Below are 22061 nucleotides of genomic sequence, written 5' to 3'. Positions count from 1 at the left end.
CGCAAGCTCCGGTCCTGGAGGCCGACCGATGCTTTCATGCTGCTGCCATCGGTTCGCCACCATGCCCGACCGACTTGTTCGAGGCTATGGCTGGAGCGGAACCGCGACATGCGCGTCAACACACCGATCACCGACCGAGAAGTTCTTCTGACCGACGGGGTTCCGCTGGTGTCGCGCACCGACACAGGCGGGCGCATCACCTTTGTGAACCGGGCTTTCGTCGAGATCAGCGGCTTTGACGAGTATGAGCTGATCGGCGCCCCGCACAACATCGTCCGCCACCCCCACATGCCGAAGGAGGCCTTCGCCGATCTGTGGGCGACGGCGAAGGCGGGGCGGCCCTGGGAAGGGCTGGTGAAGAACCGCACCAAGGGCGGCGATTTCTATTGGGTGCGCGCCAACGTCACGCCGGTGATGGAGGACGGCGCCGTCACCGGCTTCATCTCCATCCGCTCCAAGCCGTCGCGGGACGAGATCGCGGCGGCCGACAGGCTCTATGCGGAGATGCGCGACAACCGGGCAACCATGGACCTCCGCGGTGGCGAACTGTACCGGAAGGGGCCGCTTCGCTGGCTGGATGCCGCGTGGACGAGCATGACCGGGCGGCTGCTCGGTGCTTTCGTTCTGCTGATCGCGGCGATGATCTTCGTGGGTGGCTTGGGGTTGGAGGGCATGTCGGCATCGAACGACGCCCTGACGCGCGTGCACAGCCAACGTCTGGCTGCCGCCAGGATCAGCAACGATATCCTGACCCGCATGGCGGACAACCGGCAGATCATAACCAGCCTGATCATTGAGGTGCGGGATGGCGCCCAGCCGGCGGCGATCAAGGATCTGCTGTCCCGGATCGAAGGCAACATCGCGGCCATCACGACGGTCTGGGCCGAATACAGCGCCTTGCCGAAACTGCCCGAAGAACAGGTGTTGGCCGACCGTTTCTTCGAATTGCGTTCGAAATACGTGAAGGACGGATTGCGGCCGACGATGGATCACATCAAGGACGGCGATTCGCTTGCGGTCGAACGGGATGTCCGGACGGTCGTCACGCCGCTGTTCGCAGCGGCTTTCGAAGCGAACCGTGACCTGCTGAACTTCCAGATGAAAAGCGCCGGGCAAGAGGTTTCGGAGGCACAGAGCGACTTCTCCGTCCGCTTCATGGAGACGGTGGCAATCGTGTCCGCCCTGGCGATTGCGTCCGGGCTGATCTCCTGGGGGCTGCTCATGACCTTCCGGAGGCCGCTGAGATCTTTCGAAAGGACGTTCGCCCGCATTTCCGGTGGAGATTTCGTCAGCCCGGCTGAAACCATCGGCGTGCCGGAATTCCGGCGCGTGGCGTCGGAGCTGAACGCGATGAAAGCGAAGCTGGCCTATGGCATCCACGAGAAGCACGAGACCGAGCTGCGCCAGAAGGCGGCGACCCGTCAGGCCCTGCTGGAAACCTGCAAATCCATCGAAAGCGACCTGGATTCCACCTGGATGGGCGTGGAGCTGGCGAGCCGGCGGGCCGGCGACGGCATCGAGCACCTGATGGGGGCGCTCGGCGTTGTGCGCGAGAACACCGTGGTGGTGTCGGCCGCGTCGGAACAGGCCAGCTCCAATGCCCAGTCGGTCGCCGCCGCGACGGAGGAGCTGAATTCCTCCGGGCAGGAAATCGCCCGGCAGGCGGCGCGCTCCAGCGCGGTGGCGCGGCGCGCGGTGGACAGCGCCCGCGGCTCCGCCTCCGCCATCGGCCGGATGGAGATTGCGACGGAGGAAATCGCCAAGGTCGCCACCCTCATCAACGAGATCGCCGGCCAGACGAACCTGCTGGCGTTGAACGCCACCATCGAAGCCGCCAGGGCGGGGGAGGCCGGCAAGGGCTTCGCCGTCGTCGCCAGCGAGGTCAAGACGCTGGCCAACCAGACCGCCAGGGCGACCGAGGACATCGCCCGCCAGATCGAGCAGCTGAAGCATGCGGTCGGCGGCAGCGTCTCGGCCATCCAGACCGTCATCTCGGTGATCGAGGAGATCGACGAGGCGGCCACCGCCACCGCCGCCGCGGTGGAGGAGCAGTCCGCCGCCAATGCCGAGATCGGGCGCAGCGCCACCAACTCCGCCGGCGGCGCCTCCCAGGTAACGGGCAGCGTGCTGCGGATCCGCGACCAGACCGACGAGATCACCGGCATCGCCACCGACGTCAGCCGCCGCATGACCGACACCCAGGGCGCGGTGGCCGACCTGAAGCGCCGGCTGGTCATCGCGCTGCGCCAGTCGGTGGCGGGCGACCGCCGCGTCTCCAACCGCATCCCCTGCGAGGAGCCGATCGTCATGACCGTGGCGGGCGACCGCCGCACCGTCACCATGCTGGATCTGTCGCTGGACGGGCTGCTGATCGACAGCAAGGGGCTGCCGGAGCTGCCCGAGCAGACGAAACTGACGGTGACCCTGCGCGAGGTTGGCGATTTGCCGGCCATCGTCGCGGGAACCAGCGATCTCGGCCTGCATCTGGCGTTGGACGAGCTGTCGGACGCCCAGAACCGCCGCCTGGAAAGCGTCTACAACGCGATGGTCGAGGCTGATTCCGCCATCATCGCCACCGCACAGGACGCCGCGGCGGCCCTGGGCAAGGCATTGGAAGGTGCGCTTGCCAATGGCGGCATCGGCGAGGAGGCCCTGTTCTCGACCGAGCTGTCCAGCATTCCCGGCACGGAACCGGAACAGTGCCTCGCCCCCTTCACCGACCTGACCGACCGCCTGTTCCCGGCGATCCAGGAGCCGATCCTGGCCGCCAACCCGCGCATCCAGTTCTGTGCGGCGGTCAACGCCGTCGGCTATCTGCCGACCCATAACACGCGTTATTCCGACCCGCAGCGGCCGGGCGATGCCGCGTGGAACGCCGCCCACTGCCGCAACCGCCGCGTCTTCGCCGACCGCTCCGGCCTCGCCGCGGCGCGCAACACCCGGTCGTTCCTGTTGCAGGCCTACCGCCGCGACATGGGCGGCGGCCAGATGGTCCGCCTGAAGGAGGTCGATGCGCCGATCATGGTGTGCGGCCGCCACTGGGGCAATCTGCGGCTGGCCTACATGCCCTGACGGCTCAGGACTGCGGCTGCGCCGCCGGCACCAGCACGTCGGCGCAGATCGCCCGCACCACCTCGGCCCGGTCGGCCGCGGCGCCGGGGGCGAGCAGGCCCTGGCCGAAGGCGAAGGCGTAGAACAGGTAGGCGCGGGCGAAGGCCTGGTCGGCGGGCAGCCCGAGCGCCACGAACAGGCCGGCGACGCTGTGCAGGCGTTCGCGGTCGACCTCGGCGATCACGCTTTCCGCCTCCGGCGCGCGCCGGGCCCAGTCGCGCACCGCCAGCTCGATCGCCATGCCGCGCGGCTTGCTGCCGCCATAGAGCGCCAGCAGGTCGCGCAGTTGCTGCGCCGGTTCGCGCCCGTCCAGCCGGGTCTGTTCCTTGATCGCGGCGATGCGGCCCAGCTTCCAGCTGTCCAACAGGGCGCTCATCAGCTCGGTGCGGTCGCGGAAATGCCAGTAGAAGCTGCCCTTGGTGACCTTCAGGGCCTTCGCCAGCACCTCCACCCGCACCTTGTCGACGCCGCCTTCGGCCAGCGCCGCGAAGGCGGCGGCCAGCCAGGATTCGCGGTTCTTCGTCTTGGATTCCATACCCGTCCTTCGCGTTCTTCCCGTTGCCGCAGCCGCAGTCCCGAACGCGTTCTATACCCGAAAAGGGTGGTCCGTGACTATTCGCCCTGCTGCATCTGGATCGCGTCGGAGGCCCGGCCGCGGTAATGGATGTTGCCGTCGCCGTCCAGGAAGGCGCGGTCGCCGGTCAGGTAATAGCGCCGGCCGTGGCGGAAGCGCTGGGCGGTGCGCTCCGGGTTGTTGGCGTAGGATTCGAACCAGAACAGCGGCGAGTGGTCGACGTCGATGGCGATCTCGCCGGCGCCGCCCACCGGCGCCTCCCGCCCGTCGGGGTCGAGGATGACGACGCGGAAGCCCGGCATCGGCCGGCCGAGCGAGCCGCTCGCCGGCTGGACCGCATCCGCGCCGTCCGGCCCTTCGGACTCGTGGCGGCCGATGCCGTCCGGATCGTACCGGTTCACGATGAAGATGCCGGTCTCGCGCTGGCCATACTGGTCGAGCAGGGGCACCTTCACCGTCCGGTTGGCCCAGGCGATCAGGTCGGGCGGCAGCGGTTCGCCCACCACCGACAGGATGCGCAGCGCGAACTGGTGCGACACGCCGGGGTCGGCGCCATGCCAGGCGCGGATCTGCGACGGGGCGGCGGTCAGGTTGGTGACGCCGAACTTGGTCAGCATGCGGTAGCCCTGCCGCACGTCGTAGGGACCGTCGCAGAAGATCGTCGTCCGTCCCAGCAGCAGCGGCCCGACCAGCCCGTAATAGGCGCCATAGGCCCAGCCGGGATCGGCCATGTTCCAGTAAATGTCGTCGTCGCGCAGGTCGAGGCCGATGCGCATGTACTGTTCGATCCCCGACAGCGCCTTGACCGGCAACGAGACGCCGAGCGGCGTCGGCTCCGACTCCGAGGTGTAGATCAGGGCGAAGGCGTCGCCTTCGCGGTAGCGCGACACCTCGGCCAGCGGGACGGCCTCGTGCAGCGACGACCAGAAGGGCACGGCGTCGGGACCGAAGGCCTCGTCGCCCTCCACCGTCACCACAGGGCGGGTGTTGTCGCGCGGCACCTTGCGGCGCAGGAAGCCGTTGGTGACGATGGCCCGTGCGTCGCTGTCGGCCAGCCGGTAGGCGACGGCCGAGGCGGTGTAGGTGGTGAACAGCGGCATGTAGACGCCGCCCAGCCGCCAGATCGCCAGCGCGGTGATCAGCAGCTCCGGCCCCTTCGGCAGCAGGACCGCCACCCGGTCGCCCGGTCCCACCCCCATGCCGGCCAGCACGGCGGCGAAGCGCGCCGAATCCCGCGCCAGCCGGGCGAAGCTCAGCTCCGTCGTCTGTCCGGCGACGCTTTCATGCAGCAGCGCCGCCCGCGCGCCGTCGGCGGCACGGACATGGCGGTCGCACAGCAACGCTGCCAGCGCGATGGAGTCGCCGCGGTATTCCGGCCGCAGGAAGGCCGACGGCCTCACCATCAGGACGGGCGGCGAGGGCTGCGGTGTGGGTGCCGCGGCCTCCGGCGGCTGCGGCGGGACAGGGGGAGGCGGCGGTGCCGGCGGGCGGTGCCGCAACGCCGCCAGATCGCCCAGCGCCACCAGATCGGGACCCAGGTGATAGCGCTTGCTGCGACCGTCCTGCTCGACCAGCCCGTCGCGCGCCAGCGCCATCAGCAGCCGGTGGGCGGTGGCCTTCGACAGCCCGACCCCGGTCATCAAATCGGCCAACCGCGCGCCGTCGGTTTCGGCGTCGGCGACCGCGCGCAGCAGCGCGATGGCGCGCTCCAGGCTTTGCGTGCCACCCGCCGCGCCCGGAGTGGAAGGGGAAGCGGCCGGAGTGGGGACGATGTCGGCGTGACTGTTCATGAGGTCCATCATATGGACCGCGAGGCCGTCCATCGCAACAAAAAACATGCAGTGGCGGAATGTCAGTGTTGAAAACAGAACGCGGCCCGGTATATAGTGCGGAAGTTGCTCATGAAACGGTCCACAATATGGACCCCGCCGGCCGCCAAAGAGCCGGATCGTGACCCGAAGAAGCGGTACCAACAGCAACGGAGGAGGAAATGTCAGGCGCGCCCGTCGCACCACACCCCGGCCCTGGCCAAAATTCCCCTGGCCAAAAGTCGCCCACCACCCAGGCGGAGACCATCTTCGAGGCTCGGGGCGTCAATCTGCGCTTCGGGGGCGTCCATGCGCTGACCGACGTCAGTTTCGGCATCCGTAAGGGCGAGTTGTTCTCGATCATCGGCCCGAACGGGGCCGGCAAGACCTCGATGGTCAACTGCATCTCCGGCCGCTACCGTCCGACCGACGGCAAGGTCTATTTCAAGGGCCGCGACGTGACGGGGATGACCCCGAACCACCGCGCCGCGCTCGGCATCGGCCGCACCTTCCAGAATCTGGCGCTGTTCGGGCACATGACCGTGCTCGACAACATCATGGTCGGCCGCCACCACCTGCTGAAGAACAACTTCCTGACCGGGTCGCTCTACTGGCTGACCGGCGCCAGGAAGGAGGAGCTGTCCCACCGCCGCGAGGTGGAGGAGATCATCGACTTCCTCGAAATCCAGCATGTGCGCAAGGCGACCGCCGGCACGCTGTCCTACGGCCTGCGCAAGCGGGTGGAACTGGCCCGCGCCATCGCGCTGAAGCCCGACCTGATCCTGCTGGACGAGCCGATGGCCGGCATGAACCTCGAAGAGAAGGAGGACATGGCCCGCTACATCGTCGACCTCAACGAGGAGTTCGGCATGACCGTGGTCATGATCGAACACGACATGGGCGTGGTCATGGACATCTCGCACCGGGTGATGGTGCTGGAATTCGGCAAGAAGATCGCCGAAGGCAGGCCGGAGGAAGTCCTGGCCGATCCCCGCGTCCGCCGCGCCTATCTGGGCGAGGACGACGAGGAAGAGGCGCCGGCGACGGCGGTCCAGCCGCGCAAGGAGGTCGCGTGATGTCCAGTACCGCTCTTCCTGATCTGGCCGTCAACGACACCCTGCCGAAACTGCTGGCCCTGCACGCCCGCCAGCATGGCAACGACATCGCCATGCGCGAGAAGGATTTCGGCATCTGGCGCACCTTCACCTGGAGCCAGGTCCATGCCCGTGTCCGCGCCTTCGCGCTGGGCATGACCAAGCTCGGCGTCGTGCCGGGCGAGGTGGTCGGGCTGCTCGGCGACAACCGTCCCGACTGGGTGATGGGCGAGATCGCCACCCATGCGGTGCGCGGCTACAGCCTTGGCATCTACCGCGACGCGCTGGACGAGGAGGTCGCCTACCTCATCACCTATGCCGACGTGAAGGTGGTGTTCGCCGAGGACGAGGAGCAGGTCGACAAGCTGCTGAACCTCGCCGAGCGGCTGCCGACGTTGCAGCACATCATCTATTCCGACCCGCGCGGCATGCGCAAATACCACGACCCCCGCCTGATGCCGGTCACCGAACTGGTGGCGATGGGGGAGGAGCTGCATGCGCAGCAGCCGGATCTCTACGACCGCATGGTCGCCGCGACGAAGGGTGAGGAGGTCGCCATCCTCTGCACCACCTCGGGCACCACGTCGAACCCGAAGATGGCGATGCTGCCGGCCGGCCGGCTGATCCGCCATGTCGCCAGCTACCTGTCCGCCGATCCCAAGGGTCCGGAGGACGATTACGTCTCGGTCCTGCCGCTGTCCTGGATCATGGAACAGGTCTATGCGGTCGGCATGGGCATGGTGTCGCGGATGCGCGTGAACTTCGTCGAGGAAGCCGAGACGATGATGCACGACTTCCGCGAGATCGGGCCGAGCTTCGTGCTGTTCGCTCCCCGCCTGTGGGAGCAGATCGCCGCCGACGTGCGCGCCCGCATGATGGACGCCTCGCCCTTCAAGCAGAAGATGTTCGAGCTTGGCATGAAGCTGGGGCTGGAGGCTCTGGCGAAGGGGCAGCGCTCGGCGATGGCCGACGCCATCCTGTTCAAGGCGCTGCGCGACCGGCTGGGCTTCACCAACCTGAAATCGGCGGCGACCGGCGGCGCGGCGCTCGGCCCCGACACTTTCAAATTCTTCCAGGCGCTGGGCGTGCCGCTGCGCCAGATCTACGGCCAGACCGAGACGATGGGCGCCTACACCGTCCATCGCGGCACCGACGTGGATTTCGACACCGTCGGCGTGCCGTTCGACGGCGGCATCGAGGTGAAGGTGATCGAGCCCGACCACAACGGCGTCGGCGAGATCGTCACCCGCCACCCCAACATGTTCGCCGGCTATTACCGGAACGAGAAGGCGACCGTCGCCGACATGCGCGATGGCTGGATGCACACGGGCGATGCCGGCTTCTTCGACAAGAAGGGCCATCTGGTCATCATCGACCGCATCAAGGACATCGCCACCACCGCCCAGGGCGACCGCTTCAGCCCGCAATACATCGAGAACAAGCTGAAGTTCAGCCCTTACGTGGCCGAAGCGGTGATCCTGGGCGACAAGCGCGACTATCTGTCGGCGATCATCTGCATCCGCTTCCCCATCGTATCGAAATGGGCGGAGAAGAACCGCATCGCCTTCACCACCTACTCCGACCTGTCGTCGAAGCAGGAGGTCTACGACCTGCTGCGGGCGGAGGTGGAGCGGGTGAACCAAACGCTTCCCGAGTACCAGCGCATCTCCAAGTTCCTGCTGCTCTACAAGGAGCTGGACGCCGACGACGGCGAGCTGACCCGCACCCGCAAGGTGCGCCGCGGCGTCATCGGCGAGAAGTACGGCACCATCATCGACAGCATCTATACCGGCCAGCCGAAGATCGACGTGGACACCACGATTGCCTTCCAGGACGGCACCAAGCAGCGCATCCGCACCACCCTGACCGTCATCGACCTGCTGCCGCCGAAGGGCGCGCAGCGGCAGGCCGCCTGAGGGGAAACGCCATGACCCTTCTGTTTCAGCTTCTCGTCAACGGCCTGATCGTCGGCGCGCTGTATGGCGTGGTCGCCATGTCCTTCGTGCTGATCTACAAGGCCAGCCGTATCGTCAACTTCGCGCAGGGCGAATTCCTGCTGATCGGCGCCTGGACCTGCTGGTGGCTGCTGACCCACTGGCAGCTGCCCTTCTGGATCGGCTTCCCGATCACGCTGGCCTTTATGCTGGCCTTCGGCGTCATCCTGCAGATCGTCGTGCTGCGGCCGATGATCGGCGAGCCGATCATCTCCGTCATCATGGTGACCATCGGCCTGTCCATCGTCTTCCAGGCGGCGATGAAGTGGATGTTCGGCGTCTTCGCCAAGCCCTTCCCGCCGATCTTCGCCAGCCCCACCATGAACCTGTTCGGGCTGGAGGTGCAGACCGTCTACGTCATGTCGCTGCTCATCTCGATCCTGATCATGGCGGGCTTCGGCTGGTTCTTCAAATACTCGCGGACCGGTCTCGCCATGCGGGCCACCGCCTTCGACCAGCAGGTGGCGCAGTCGCTGGGCATCTCGGTCCGCCACATGTTCGCGATGAGCTGGGCGATCTCCGCCATGGTGTCGGCGGTGGCCGGCGTCACGGTGGGCGTGGTCAACGGCGTGTCGTCGGCCCTGTCCTTCTTCGGCATCAAGGTGTTCCCGGCGGTGATCCTCGGTGGCCTCGACAGCGTCATCGGCGCCGTGGTCGGCGGGCTGATCGTCGGGGTGCTGGAGAACATGGCGCACTACCTGGACAGCCAATGGCTGAACTGGGGCAACATGTACGAGATCGCACCCTTCTACGTTCTGATCGCCATCCTGATGATCAAGCCCTACGGCCTGTTCGGCACCAAAGACATCGAGCGCGTGTGAGGCCCCCATGGCATCCGTCAGCATCATCCCGAGCGGCGATTACAAGACGTCCTACGGGTCCGACACCACCATTTTCCCGACCAGAACCAGCCGCAACTTCGCGATCCTGGGCGTGGTCCTTCTGCTGGCCTGCCCGGCCTTCATGGACCGCTACTGGCTCAGCCTGCTGATCCAGATCAGCTATCTCGGCATCGCGGCGCTCGGCCTGAACATCCTGGTCGGCTTCACCGGCCAGATCTCCATCGGCCATTCCGCCTTCTTCGGCTTTGGCGCCTTCGCCTCGGCCTGGCTCAGCAACAGTGTCGGCGTCCCGGTGGCGCTGGCCATTCCGCTGGCGGGCGTGATCACCACGCTGGTCGGCCTCTTGTTCGGCATGCCGGCGGCGCGGCTGAAGGGCCTGTATCTCGCCATCGCCACGCTGGCGGCGCAGTACATCCTGCAGGACTTCTTCGCCCGTGCCGACTGGTTCACCGGCGGCACCGCCGGCACCATCGCCGAGCCGCTGACCATCTTCGGCTTCGCCTTCGACACCGACGAGCGCTTCTTCTACGTGGCGCTGGTGGCCGTGGTGGTGATGTACATCCTCGCCACCAACCTGATGCGGACCCGCGACGGCCGCGCCCTGGTGGCAGTGCGCGACCATTATCTCTCCGCCGAGATCATGGGCATCAACCTGACGAAGTACCGGACGATGTCCTTCGGCATCTCCGCCTTCTACGCCGGCATCGGCGGCGCGCTGTACGCCCACTACCTCCAGTTCGTGTCGGTCGAGGGCTTCACCATCCTCTTCTCGATCCAGTTCCTGGGCATGATCATCATCGGCGGGCTGGGCTCGATCATGGGCACGCTGATGGGCACCGCCTTCATGGTCTTCCTGCCGGAAGCGATGCAGGCGCTGACCAAGCTGGTGAGCGGCACCGCGCTCGATACCGCGCTGAACCTGAAGGACAACATCGCCTTCCTGCGCGAGATGTCGATCGGCCTCGTCATCATCCTGTTCCTGGTGTTCGAGCCCGACGGGCTGGCCCACCGCTGGAAGCAGATCAAGGCCTACTGGAAGCTCTATCCCTTCTCGCACTGATGCGTACGCTTTTGCTGATCAACAAACAGAACAGACTGGGGAGTCAACGCACCATGTCGATCAAGACCGCGCTCTTCGCGACCTCTGCCCTCCTGCTGGCGACCTCCGCCACTGGCGTCACCTCCGCTTGGGCCGACATCCCGGTCGGCCATCTGGCGGACCAATCCGGCGCCACCTCCGACGTCGGCGTGCCCTATGCGCAGGGCGTCGCGGATGCGCTGGCCTACATCAACGCCAAGGGCGGCATCAACGGCACCAAGCTGGCGGTCGACAGTGTCGATTACGGCTATCAGGCGCCGCGCGCCATCAGCCAGTACAAGAAGTGGTCGTCGGGCAGCGACAAGATCGCGGCACTCCAGGGCTGGGGCACCGCCGACACCGAGGCGCTGACCGGCTTCGTCGGCAAGGACGAGATCCCGGCCTATTCCGGTTCCTATTCCGGTCACCTGACCGACCCGACCGGCAAGGGCCCGCACGGCTCCAAGCCGGCGCCCTACAACTTCTTCTACGGTCCCTCCTATTCCGACGCGCTGCGCGGCATGCTGACCTGGGCGGCGGAGGACTGGAAGAAGCAGGGCGGCCAGGGCAAGCCGAAATACGTCCACATGGGCGCCAACCACCCCTATCCCAACGCGCCCAAGGATGCCGGCGAGCAGCTGGCCAAGGAGCTGGGCTTCGACGTGCTGCCGGCCGTGCAGTTCGCCCTGACCCCCGGCGACTACACCGCCCAGTGCCTGACGCTGAAGCAGTCCGGCGTCAACTACGCCTATCTCGGCAACACCGCCGGCTCCAACATCTCGGTGCTGAAGGCCTGCCAGACGGTCGGCGCCAAGGTGCAGTTCATGGGCAACGTCTGGGGCATGGACGAGAATGCCGCCAAGGCCGCCGGCTCGGCCGCCAACGGCGTGGTGTTCCCGATGCGCACCGCGGTCACCTGGAACGGCGACGCGCCGGGCATGAAGACGCTGAAGGACATCTCCAAGATCTCCGACGCCTCAGGCAACGCCTATCGTCCGGTGCATTACATGGCCGGCGTCTGCACCGCCTTCTACATGAAGGAGGCGATGGACTGGGCCTCGGCGAACGGCGGCGTCACCGGCCCCAACATCCGCAAGGCGATGTACCAGAAGAAGGACTGGGTGCCTGCCGGGCTGGAAGGCGTCTGCGTTCCCTCGACCTGGACCGACACCGATCACCGCGGCATGACGGCGGTCAACATCTACCGCGCCCAGGTGACCGGCGACACCGGCGCCAGCGTCGACGATCTGGTCAAGGCCGGCACCATCAAGCTGGAGAAGCTGACCACCGTCGACGTTCCGCGCAAGCCGGAATGGCTGGGCTGGTAAGCCGATAAGCACGCGGCGCCTCCGCCTCCTTATCCGGCGGGGGCGCCCCCGATCTTTACGAACAGTTCAGGTGCCGCATGCTGAACACCGCCACGGCCGCTTCGACCAACGCTCCAGTCGCACCGCCGGTCACGGCCGCGAAGAAGCTGATGCTGTCCGTCAACAACATCGAGGTCGTCTACAACGACGTGATCCTCGTGCTCCGCGGCCTCAGCCTGGAGGTGCCGGAGGGCGAGATCGTGGCCCTGCTCGGCGCCAATGGCGCCGGCAAATCGACGACGCTGAAGGCGATCTCCGGCCTGTTGAAGACCGAGGACGGCGAGGTCACCCGCGGCGACATCACCTTCAACGGCGAGCGCATCAACGGCATCGATCCCGACCAGATCGTCCGCAAGGGCATCTTCCAGGTGATGGAGGGCCGGCGCATCATCGCCGACATGACCTGCCTGGAGAATCTGCGGCTCGGCGCCTACACCCGCCGCGACAACGGGGTGAAGGACGACCTGGACATGGTCTTCAGCTATTTCCCCCGGCTGAAGGAGCGCACCGGCCTCGCCGGCTACCTGTCCGGCGGCGAGCAGCAGATGCTGGCCATCGGCCGCGCGATGATGGCCCGGCCGAAGCTGATCCTGATGGACGAGCCGAGCATGGGCCTGTCGCCGCTGATGGTGAAGGAGGTGTTCAGCATCGTCCAGCAGATCAACAAGGACCTTGGCGTCACCATCCTGCTGGTGGAGCAGAACGCCCGCATGGCGCTGCAGGCCGCGACCCGCGGCTACATCATGGAGAACGGCAAGGTCGTGCTGGACGGCACCGCCGAAGAGCTGCGCAACAACGAGGATGTGAAGGAATTCTACCTCGGCGGCGGCAATGAAGAGCGCAAAAGCTTCAAGAACCTGAAGAGCTTCAAGCGCCGCAAGCGCTGGATTTGAGGGGAGTGGCGGGGCGTCGGCCTGCCGATGCCCCACCGCCGATGCCCGCCACCTGATCGGCCGACCCCTGAACGGACGAACGACCATGACCGATTTCTACGACGACCTCGAAACCCGTTCCTCCGACCGGCGCGAGGCCGAGCAGTTCGCGGCACTGCCTGCCCATCTGCACCACGCCAAGGACGCGGCCCCCTATTTCCGCCAGCTGCTGGCCGAGGTCGACCCGGCGTCGATCCACGACCGCACCGCGCTGGCCACCCTGCCGGTGACGCGCAAATCCGACCTGATCGCGTTGCAGCAGGCCCACCCGCCCTTCGGCGGGCTGGCGGCGGTGGAGATCGGCCGGCTGGCCCGGGTCTTCGCCTCTCCCGGCCCGATCCACGATCCCGAACCGCATGGCGTCGATCCCTGGCGCAGCGCCCGCGCGCTGTTCGCCGCCGGCTTCCGCGGCGGCGACCTCGCCCACAACTGCTTCGCCTACCACCTGACCCCCGCCGGCTCGATGTTCGAGACGGGCGCGCACGCCCTCGGCTGCGCCGTCATCCCCGCCGGCACCGGCAACACCGAGATGCAAGCCCAGGTCGTCGCCAGCCTGAAGCCGCGCGGCTACATCGGCACGCCCGACTTCCTGAAGATCATCCTGGAAAAGGGCGACGCGCTGGGGCTGGACGTGTCCTCCATCCGCATCGCCGCCGTGTCGGGCGGCCCCTATCTGCCCGACGCGCGCGCCTTCTACGAGGCGCGCGGGCTGGACGTCACCCAGAGCTACGGCACCGCCGATCTCGGCATCGTCGCCTACGAGACCAAGGCGCGCTCCGGTCTGGTGGTGAACGAGGGCTGCATCGTCGAGATCGTCCGTCCCGGCACCGGCGACCCGGTTCCCGACGGCGAGGTCGGCGAGGTGGTGGTCACCATCTTCAACCCGGCCTATCCGTTGATTCGCTTCGCCACCGGCGACCTGTCGGCGGTGCTGCCGGGCACCAGCCCCTGCGGCCGGACCAACATGCGGTTGAAGGGCTGGATGGGCCGCGCCGACCAGACCACCAAGGTCAAGGGCATGTTCGTCCACCCGAGCCAGGTGGCCGAGGTGCTGCGCCGCCATCCCCAGATCGCCCGCGCCCGCCTGGTCGTCGGCCGCCAGGACGCCAGCGACACCATGACGCTCCGCTGCGAGGCGGAGGAGAGCGGCGAGGGTCTCGCCGCCGCCATTCGCGAGACCTTGGCGTCGGTGACGAAGCTGAAGGGCGCGGTGGAGTTCGTGGCGCCGGCAAGCCTGCCCAACGACGGCAAGGTGATCGACGACACGCGGGGGTGACCGTACGGGGGTGAACGGTCGCGGCGGGGAACCGCCGCAACCGTCCGTCTTCCTATATCAGCACTCCGCGTCGGCCTGCGGCACCAGCTCATACTGCGGCTTGTAGCCCGGCTGCGCGCGGATGCGGTCGGCCCAGGCCTTGACGTTCGGATAGTCCTTCTCTTCGATCCCGGATTCGCTCAGCAGGTCGATCCAGGGGAAGGCGAAGATGTCGGCGATGGTCAGGCGCTCGCTTTGGATGTAGCTGTGGCCGGCCAGATGCTGGTCGAACAGCTTCAACCCGCTGGCCGCCGCGCCGTCGAGCCAGGGCAAGGCGTTGGCATCGCCGTTGAACTTGCGCACGGCGCGGGCGCGCTGGACCGGCAGCAGCACGTCGGCCAGCCAGCTCAGCCATTCGGCGAGGCGCAGTTTCTCGGCCTCGTCGCGGCCGCCGAACTGGCCGGTCTGTTCGGCCAGATAGGTCAGGATCACGCTGGATTCGGAGATCGAATGGTCGCCATGCACCAGCGTCGGCACCCGGCCGAAGCGGTTGATCGCCTGATATTCCGGCGACTTCTGCTGACCGGCGCGCAGATCGAGGTGACGGTACTGGAAGGGAACCCCGGCCAGCCGGAAGAACAGCGCGATGCGGGTCGCGGGCTGGGAATTCACGTTGCCGTAGAGGATGAAGGGCGCGGTCACGATCTCTGTCTCCCTGATTTAGCAGTCCCGAACGGGTCGGGACTGGTGTTGCCGGGAGGATGGCCTCAACCGCCCCGGCCACGCCAGCGGAAAGCGCGGGCGGGTTTAGCCAATCCGACGGATCGCCAGCCCCGAGGCGGCGATGCGGAACCGGCCGTCCGCCGTCTGCTCCACCGCGTCGCCGCCGTCCAGGCGATAGCTCTTGCCCTCCGGCACCCAGCCGGCGGGGCCGCGGAAGGTCACCATCTGGATGTAGCTGGTCGTCTCGACCACCGCGTGGACGCTGCCATCCTCGGCCGTCGCCTCGAAACGGTCCGTCTCCATCTCCTGACGCATAGGCATCGGCCTGCTTCCTTCCCTTGTCTGTCTCTTGCCGCGGCGCCCCACAGCCTGCCATGGCGATGCTCCGGCAAGGCATAAGTTTAATTTGGGTCTTCCGTGAGGAAAGCTCGTTTGCCGGCCCCCGCCGGGATTTCTATCGTCCGGCCATCGCAACGATGCAGAGGGAGGTTGGAATGATCGGAAGGCGGGAATTCCTGGCGGCGACGGGCGGGGTTCTGCTGCTGTCGGCGGCCGGGGCACAGGCTGCGGAAATCGGCAGGAACAAAGGCGGGAAAGCCACGGGAAGCGATGCGTTCGCAGCGCGCATGACCGAGCTGGAGGGGCGCACCGGCGGCCGGCTGGGCGTCGCGGTGCTCGACAGCGCAAACGGCCGTCTGCATGGCTGGCGCGGGGACGAGCGGTTCCCGATGTGCAGCACCTTCAAATTTCTTTTGGCCGCCGCCGTCCTGAAGACGGTGGACCAGGGCAAGGACCGGCTCGACCGGCGGATTCCGGTGACCAAGGCCGATCTGGTCCCCTACGCACCCTTCTCGGAAACCCGGCTCAACGGCACGCCGCCGACGGTGGCCGAACTGTGCGAGGCGGCAGTGACGCTCAGCGACAATGTCGCGGCGAACCTGCTGCTGCCCGGCGTCGGCAACCCCGCCGGCCTCACCGTCTTCCTGCGCGGCATCGGCGACACGGTCACGCGGCTGGACCGCAACGAGCCGAGCCTGAACACCGCCATCCCCGGCGACCCGCGCGACACCACCACGCCGGCCGCCATGGTGCGCAGCATGGAGCGCCTGCTGGTCGGCGACGTGCTGCGGCCGGAGTCCCGCAAGCAGCTGACCGACTGGATGGTCGCCAACAAGACCGGCGACAAGCGTCTGCGCGCCGGGCTGCCGGCCGGCTGGCGGGTCGGCGACAAAACGGGGACCGGCACCAACGGCACCGCCAACGACATCGCCATCCTGTGGCCGGAGGGCCGCGCGCCACTGCTGGTCGCCAGCTACCTGACCCACACCGCGAAGGACTTCAAGCAGCAGGACGCCATCCATGCCGATGTGGCGCGGGCGGTGGCCGGCCTGATCGGCTGAGGCAGAGTCAGAGAGGGGATGTGGGCTGCGGATGCGGCGGCACCGCCCCCGCCCATCTGACGATGGAGCGGACGGCGTTCAGGGCGTTCACATTGTCCTGAATGTGGAAATGCCGCCGCAACTCGACGACGGCCGCCCATTCGCCGCTTTCGTGAAACGCCCTCTGGATCGCGGCGGCTTCATTCTCGCTGACGCTGAACATTCCAACCTCATGGCCGACCCGGCGGCCCTCGGCACGGATCATGCCCTGATGGTGAGTCCGGTTGCAAGCCCGGCGGTGAAGCCGTCGCCCGATCAGGCGTTCGCCATTTCAGAATCCGGCTCCATGCCGCCGGACTCGTCGAAGTAATCGCCGGCCACGTCCGGTCCCCATTCCTGGACCAGCGCCACCTTCTTCTGCTTCAGCACCTCGACCCGCTTTTCGGCGCGGCTGACCTCCATCCCGGCGACCAGCGGCGGGATGCCGTAATAAATGCCCCAGCCGACGGCGGCGGCGCTGTACATCACCATCCAGGCCAGCGGGTCGGCGAAGATCTTCGCGGCGGCGCCGATGGTGTGCTGGTGCTTCCACAGATCGATGGCGAAGGGCATGCAGCCGCAGAAATTCAGCCCGCCGACGGTGATCGGCGCCGATTTGTCGGGATCGCGGTCGACGACATAGGCGACGATGGTCGGGATCATGCCGATGCCGAACAGGATGGTGGTCGGCAGCACGATCAGCGCCGCCGGCACGATCAGCAGGATCAGCGTAAGGGCGCCGCCCTTTTTCTTCTTCTTGCGCGCCATGGCGGTCCCCCCGTCGATTCAGATTTTATGAGATCCGGTCAGAAGGCGAAGAACAGGATGATGCCGGCGACCAGCACGGTCGACAGCAGGCTGGACACGATGGCGGCGACCTGCCGGCCCGACGTCTCGATGATGGAGTTGCGGTCGGCAATGGTGTGGCGGATCTTGTCCATCTCGGCGTCGGCCTCGCGGTAGGCGATCTGCGCCGCTTCGAATTCCAGCCGGTCGCGGCGCAGCGCGTCGGGATCGTCGACCACCTTCAGCAGTTCGGTCAGCCGGCCGTTGTGCGCGGCGGCGTCCGCCATCTTGCGCACCTCCTGCTGCTGCGGCCGGTTGTGGAAGCGGCGGAAGGCGGGGTCGAGCATCGCCACCACCCAGCTGGCCAGATGGGTCAGCCCATCGACGCCGGTGCGGGCCTGGATGTCCGACAGGATGGTCAGCATGGCGATGATGCGCCGCATCGGCTCCACGCCGCTGCCGAGCTGGGTGAACAGCAGCTCGTCCCCGCGCTTGTGACGGGCGCCGAGGAAGGCGGCGATATGCCGGTCGATGGGATCCTTGTGCCGCTCGCCCCCGGCGGCGATCCAGTCGAGCGCCCTGAGCAGTTCGGCCGGCGAGGTCGGCAACTGCTTGACCACCAACCCGCTCATGCAGGGCATGGTCGGGTTCATCTCGTACAGCATGCGTTCCACCCCCAGCCCGTGGCTGGAGCGGTCGAGGAAGCCGCGCAGCTGGTCGAAACTCTGGACCAGCGGCACGAATTCCGGCTTGAAGTCGGATTGGACGTTGACCCAGAACATCGGCAGCTGGTTGGCGATCACCTCGGCCACCGCCTGGGGGGATTCGCCGCGCAGGAAGGCGTCGGCCAGCATGGTGGCGATGCCGTCCGGCATCATCGCCCGGCCGCGGTAGCGGATGGGGGCGGTGGGGTCGAGCGCGATGCAGACGCGGGCCACCAACCGGTCGCCCTGGGTGCCGCCCTTGCCGCTTGAGGCGGTCTGGATAGCATGGCCCACCGCTTCCGCCCGCACATCGTCGCCCATCGACCGGCGCAGCCACTTGTCCAGTTCGCCGCTTTCGATGACGGAGGCGGCGGCGGGGGCATGGCGGGCGAAGGCGCGGGCCAGCGTGCGGCAATGCCAGTATTCCGACCCCTGGAATTCCAGCGGACGGGCGGCGCGGCGGGAAATCTGCGGCTGCTTCGGGCTGAGCCGGCGGCCGGCCACCCACAGATCGAGGTCGTTCAGGGTCCAGCGCTGCTTGGGATCGTCGACCAGCAGGCCGCGCACCACCTCGTTGATCGCCAGCGGCAGCCGTTGCTGCTGGACCAGCGCCGGGTAGGACCCGCGCTCCATCTTCGCCTGCAGCACCGCCTCGTCGTCCAGCCCGGCCAGCGGGTTGCGGCCGAGCGCCAGGATCAGCAGGGTGACGCCCAGCGAATAGAGGTCGTCGGCCATGGTGCCGGTGCCGCGCCCGGCCGGGCTGGCCATGCCCCGCTCGATGGTTTCCAGCAGCACCGGCTGGCCGTAGCCGGGCTGGGCCGACACGCAGTCGCCCAGCATCAGCGTGCCGGACGCGAGATCGCGGTAGAACAGGTTGGTCGGGCGGATCGCGCCATGGACGACGCCGCGGCTCGACAGCTCCTTCAGCGCCGACACCAGCGGGTGGACGATCTGCCTGGTCAGCTGGTCTTCCGGCATCGGATCCAGCGTGTCGGTCAGCGACCCCATCAGCCGCTTGCCGCCCGGCCGTTCGAACACCAGACAGAAGCGCCGCCCGCGGTCCTGCGGCCAGTCCACCAGCCCCCAGTCGAGCAGCCGCATGTTGGTGGCGTTGTCGAGGCTGCCGACGGTGGAGCAGATGTCCATCCGCGGCAGCACCGACGCATGGCAGATGATGGCGAAGGGCTCGATCCGCTTTTCGCGCAGCGCCTTGGCGGTGAAGGCATTGCCGCCGACGGCGTTCAGCAGCGGGATCGGCGCGCCCGGCTGGATCTCGTAGCGCTCGGCGAGCTTGACCGGTTCGGCGTTCGCCATCGCTGCCGTGGCGGCTCCCATCATACCTGTCTGGGCGTCGGATGGCATGAACGGCGGATCCCCGGGGCGTGCGAATGTGCGCAGGCCTTAGGTGGCGTGAAATGGGCAAACAAACCCTTAACGTGCGCGTGCGTAACACTATCGGATTGGACGGAAAAGGAAAACCCCCGCCGGGATGGGCGCTGAAGCTTTGCGAGGGGGGCGGGGACGGCTGGCAAGATTTACACGGATTTCACGGATTGGAGCACGGATTTCACGGATGTGGAGTCACGAAGCGGTGGCTCTCGGGAAAAACCGGAGCGTCGCCGCGATCAAGAAAACCGTGTAATCCGTGTCTAAATCCGTGACATCCGTGTAAATCATGCCAGCGCGGCCGGACAATCCAAAAGAGAAAGGGCCGCCTTTCAGCGACCCTTTCCACAATACTGCTCATCCACCAGGGAAGAAGGGGCTCGGCGACGAACCGGTTACCCGTTCTTGACCGCGACATAGGACCCCGGCGCGTCTTCCAGGGCGGGCAGGGCGCCGTCGCCAGGCTGGCGGGCGGGAACCTTGCCGTTGGCGTACTGGCCGACCCACTTGTTCCATTCCGGCCACCAGGAGCCAGGGGTCTGGGTCGCCTTCTCCAGCCACTCGTCGGAGGTCTTGGCCAGCTTGTCGCTGGTCCAGTAGCAGTACTTGTTGGCCGCCGGCGGGTTGACGACGCCGGCGATGTGGCCGGACGCCCCCAGCACGAACTTGACCGGGCCGCTGAACAGCTGGGCACCGCTGTAGGTGCTCTTCCACGGCGCGATGTGGTCTTCGCGGGCCGACAGGAACAGCGCCGGCACCTTGACCTTGCCGAGGTCGACCGGAACGCCCTTCAGCGTCACGGCCCCCGGCTGCGCCAGCATGTTCTTCTGGTACATGTTGCGCAGATAGAAGCTGTGCATCGCCGCCGGCATGCGGGTGCTGTCGCTGTTCCAGTACAGCAGGTCGAAGGGGAAGGGGTCCTTGCCCAGCAGGTAGTTGTTGACGACGAACGACCAGATCAGGTCGTTGGCGCGCAGCATGTTGAAGGTGGTCGCCATCTTGGCGCCGTCGAGATAGCCCTGCTCGGCCATCTGCCCTTCGATGAAGGTCAGCTGTTCCTCGTCGATGAAGATCGACAGCTCGCCGGCCTCGGCGAAGTCCAGCATCGTGGTGAAGAAGGTCGCCGACTTGATGCGGTCGTCCTTCTTGACCGCCATGTAGGCGAGCGTGGAGGCCAGCAGCGTGCCGCCCAGGCAATAGCCGATGGCGTTGACGTCCTTCTCGCCGGTCGCCTTCTCGATGGCGTCCAGCGCCGCCAGCGGGCCTTCGACCATGTAGTCTTCGAAGCCCTTGGCCGCCAGCGTCTCGTCCGGGTTGACCCAGGACAGGACGAAGACGGTGTGGCCCTGGTCGACCGCCCACTTGATGAAGCTGTTCTTCTCGCGCAGGTCGAGGATGTAGAACTTGTTGATCCAGGGCGGCACGATCATCAGCGGACGCTTGTTCACGTCCGGCGTGGTCGGGGTGTACTGGATCAGCTGCATCAGGCTGGTCTGGAAGACGACCTTGCCCGGCGTAACCGCGATGTTCTTGCCCAACTGGAAAGCGTCGTAGTCGGTCATCGAGATGCGCAGCTCGCCCTTGCCGCGCTCCAGATCCGTCAGCAGATGCTCCAGGCCCTTGACCAGATTCTCGCCGCCGCTCTCGATGGTCGCGCGCAGCACCTCCGGGTTCGTCATGACGAAGTTGGAGGGCGCCATCGCGTCGACGAACTGGCGGGTGTAGAAATCGACCTTCTTGGCGGTGTGGTCGTCCAGCCCCTCGACCTGATTGACGGTCGACTGCATCCACCGGGCGCTCAGCAGGTAGGACTGCTTGATGAAGTCGAACAGCGTGTTCTCGTCCCAGGCGGCGTCCTTGAAGCGGCGGTCGTCCTTGGCGGGCGCGATGACCGGCTGGGTTTCCTGCCCGAAGAAGCGCTGGGTCGTGCGCTGCCACAGGGTCAGGTAGTCCTGCCACAGCGACATCTGCGCCTGCATCAGCTTGGCCGGGTCGGCCATCATGCGGGTGGTCATCTCAAGGAAGGCATGGCCGACGCCCATCGGATCCGGGCTCTTCGGGCCGGCGCCGTCGGCGGCCTGACGGGCGAGGAACTCGGAGACCAGCCGCTGGCTCTGCTCGGCGATGCGGGTCATCGCCCGCGACATTTCGACCGGATCGGGCAGCTTGACGTCGGGCACCTGGGGGGAAGCCGGGTTGGAAGCCTGAGGGGGGGCCTTGGTCTCGGCCATGAGCACGGTCCTTCTTCTTTGGGCGGGTGTCGCGTCGTCTCGGTCACGTCGCCTGTGTCACCTTGGGTCCGCGGGAGCGGGCTTGCGCCAGATTGGGCTTTGGGCCTTGCGGACGGACGGCTATACAGGCTTGCAGGCGATGGTCTTCGGGAGCGGTCTTCGGGAGGCGGTTTGCACCATGTCGCTGTGGGTTGCGTGCGGCGGTCCGACTTTATGGTGCGGTGCAGGAGAAATCCGAAACCTCTCATACACCGCAGATGTGAACATTTCATTTCAAGGATCGTCGCACAAGTGTGGCGTATCGGCCAGACACGGGGAAGGATGATGGTGACGGGCAGTCAGGGTAACGGTCGGGGTATCGCGGCGGCCGGGCCGGCGTTCAGCCTGCTAATCGTAGCGATACCAATGGTTTTCGGGCTGTCGGCCTGCAGCGACCGCATGCTCGACACCGGCCCGCTGGGGGCCATCACCGGCGAGGCTTCGCCGGTCAGCGACAATTCGTCGCCCATCCGCAGCATGAGCGGGGAGCGGAGCGACTACCCCAACCTGGGCACCGTCCCGCCGCGCCCGACCGACCTGACCACCGAGGCGCAGCGCCAGCAGGCGATGGACCGTCTGGCCGAGGACCGCGCGGCATCCCGCCGCACCCGCGAGCAGACGGAGGCGATCCAGGTGCCGGAGCCGCTGCCCACCCCAATGGCGGTTCCGCCGAAGCCGGACCTGCGGCCCGGCAAGAGCTGAGGCCGGCAAGAGCTGAG

General features: G+C 67.0%; 18 protein-coding genes. 10 read left to right on the top strand and 8 right to left on the bottom strand.

All coding sequences use genetic code 11. The annotated features are described in order from the left end of the window. Window positions 1-108 precede the first annotated feature (108 nt). A complete protein-coding gene (locus ABNQ39_RS21475; RefSeq protein WP_376960343.1) occupies window positions 109-3072 on the top strand; it encodes a methyl-accepting chemotaxis protein in 2964 nt (987 codons plus the stop codon). A 4-nt stretch (window positions 3073-3076) separates the two neighbouring features. On the opposite strand, the gene ABNQ39_RS21470 is transcribed toward ABNQ39_RS21475, so the two are convergent. Together ABNQ39_RS21470 and ABNQ39_RS21465 are read right to left on the bottom strand one after the other, a co-directional pair. Continuing rightward, window positions 3077-3646: a TetR/AcrR family transcriptional regulator gene (locus ABNQ39_RS21470; RefSeq protein ID WP_376960341.1), complete on the bottom strand. Its 570-nt coding sequence runs from the start codon at window positions 3644-3646 to the stop codon at window positions 3077-3079. 77 nt (window positions 3647-3723) lie between these two features. Then, entirely contained in the window at window positions 3724-5475 is a 1752-nt protein-coding gene (locus ABNQ39_RS21465; protein ID WP_376960339.1) for an AMP-binding protein, read from the bottom strand. 200 nt (window positions 5476-5675) lie between these two features. Here ABNQ39_RS21465 and ABNQ39_RS21460 point away from each other — a divergent pair, with 200 nt between their 5' ends. From ABNQ39_RS21460 to ABNQ39_RS21430, 7 genes are all read left to right on the top strand, one after another. Next, window positions 5676-6569 (top strand): ABC transporter ATP-binding protein, encoded by an 894-nt coding sequence (locus tag ABNQ39_RS21460; protein WP_376960337.1) that lies wholly within the window; start codon window positions 5676-5678, stop codon window positions 6567-6569. Beyond that, a complete protein-coding gene (locus tag ABNQ39_RS21455; protein ID WP_376960335.1) occupies window positions 6569-8503 on the top strand; it encodes a long-chain fatty acid--CoA ligase in 1935 nt (644 codons plus the stop codon). The genes ABNQ39_RS21460 and ABNQ39_RS21455 overlap by 1 nt, the downstream gene beginning before the upstream one ends. A gap of 11 nt (window positions 8504-8514) precedes the next feature. Then, window positions 8515-9402 (top strand): branched-chain amino acid ABC transporter permease, encoded by an 888-nt coding sequence (locus tag ABNQ39_RS21450; RefSeq protein ID WP_098737060.1) that lies wholly within the window; start codon window positions 8515-8517, stop codon window positions 9400-9402. Between the two features lie 7 nt (window positions 9403-9409). Continuing rightward, on the top strand, window positions 9410-10483 hold the full coding sequence (locus ABNQ39_RS21445; RefSeq protein WP_376960333.1) for a branched-chain amino acid ABC transporter permease: 1074 nt from the start codon (window positions 9410-9412) through the stop codon (window positions 10481-10483). A 53-nt stretch (window positions 10484-10536) separates the two neighbouring features. Beyond that, a complete protein-coding gene (locus ABNQ39_RS21440) occupies window positions 10537-11829 on the top strand; it encodes an ABC transporter substrate-binding protein (RefSeq protein ID WP_376960331.1) in 1293 nt (430 codons plus the stop codon). A gap of 77 nt (window positions 11830-11906) precedes the next feature. Continuing rightward, window positions 11907-12761, top strand: a complete 855-nt coding sequence (locus tag ABNQ39_RS21435; RefSeq protein ID WP_174470311.1) for an ABC transporter ATP-binding protein — start codon at window positions 11907-11909, stop codon at window positions 12759-12761. Between the two features lie 85 nt (window positions 12762-12846). Continuing rightward, window positions 12847-14076, top strand: a complete 1230-nt coding sequence (locus ABNQ39_RS21430; RefSeq protein WP_376960328.1) for a phenylacetate--CoA ligase family protein — start codon at window positions 12847-12849, stop codon at window positions 14074-14076. 57 nt (window positions 14077-14133) lie between these two features. Here ABNQ39_RS21430 and ABNQ39_RS21425 read toward each other — a convergent pair whose 3' ends face one another. Together ABNQ39_RS21425 and ABNQ39_RS21420 are read right to left on the bottom strand one after the other, a co-directional pair. After that, window positions 14134-14757 carry a glutathione S-transferase family protein gene (locus ABNQ39_RS21425; protein WP_376960326.1) on the bottom strand — a complete coding sequence of 208 codons (624 nt, stop codon included), beginning with the start codon at window positions 14755-14757 and terminating at the stop codon, window positions 14134-14136. A 105-nt stretch (window positions 14758-14862) separates the two neighbouring features. Beyond that, window positions 14863-15099 (bottom strand): hypothetical protein, encoded by a 237-nt coding sequence (locus ABNQ39_RS21420; RefSeq protein WP_376960324.1) that lies wholly within the window; start codon window positions 15097-15099, stop codon window positions 14863-14865. 173 nt (window positions 15100-15272) lie between these two features. Between ABNQ39_RS21420 and bla the strand changes: the two genes are divergently transcribed. Next, entirely contained in the window at window positions 15273-16178 is a 906-nt protein-coding gene (gene bla, locus ABNQ39_RS21415; RefSeq protein WP_376960322.1) for a class A beta-lactamase, read from the top strand. Between the two features lie 7 nt (window positions 16179-16185). On the opposite strand, the gene ABNQ39_RS21410 is transcribed toward bla, so the two are convergent. The 4 genes from ABNQ39_RS21410 to ABNQ39_RS21395 form a co-directional block, all read right to left on the bottom strand. Beyond that, window positions 16186-16422: a hypothetical protein gene (locus ABNQ39_RS21410; RefSeq protein ID WP_376960320.1), complete on the bottom strand. Its 237-nt coding sequence runs from the start codon at window positions 16420-16422 to the stop codon at window positions 16186-16188. Between the two features lie 50 nt (window positions 16423-16472). Beyond that, entirely contained in the window at window positions 16473-16964 is a 492-nt protein-coding gene (locus tag ABNQ39_RS21405) for a hypothetical protein (protein ID WP_376960318.1), read from the bottom strand. Between the two features lie 38 nt (window positions 16965-17002). Further along, window positions 17003-19048, bottom strand: coding sequence for a protein kinase domain-containing protein (locus tag ABNQ39_RS21400; protein ID WP_376960316.1), 2046 nt, complete (start codon window positions 19046-19048; stop codon window positions 17003-17005). 419 nt (window positions 19049-19467) lie between these two features. Further along, window positions 19468-21303, bottom strand: a complete 1836-nt coding sequence (locus ABNQ39_RS21395; RefSeq protein ID WP_376960314.1) for a PHA/PHB synthase family protein — start codon at window positions 21301-21303, stop codon at window positions 19468-19470. A 438-nt stretch (window positions 21304-21741) separates the two neighbouring features. Here ABNQ39_RS21395 and ABNQ39_RS21390 point away from each other — a divergent pair, with 438 nt between their 5' ends. Beyond that, window positions 21742-22044, top strand: a complete 303-nt coding sequence (locus ABNQ39_RS21390; protein ID WP_376960312.1) for a hypothetical protein — start codon at window positions 21742-21744, stop codon at window positions 22042-22044. Window positions 22045-22061 lie beyond the last annotated feature (17 nt).

It is taken from the genome of Azospirillum sp. A26 (assembly GCF_042604635.1).
GTDB lineage: Bacteria > Pseudomonadota > Alphaproteobacteria > Azospirillales > Azospirillaceae > Azospirillum > Azospirillum palustre.
The sequence above is the reverse complement of the archived record's forward strand: the minus strand, read 5'-3'. Positions and strand labels throughout refer to the sequence as shown.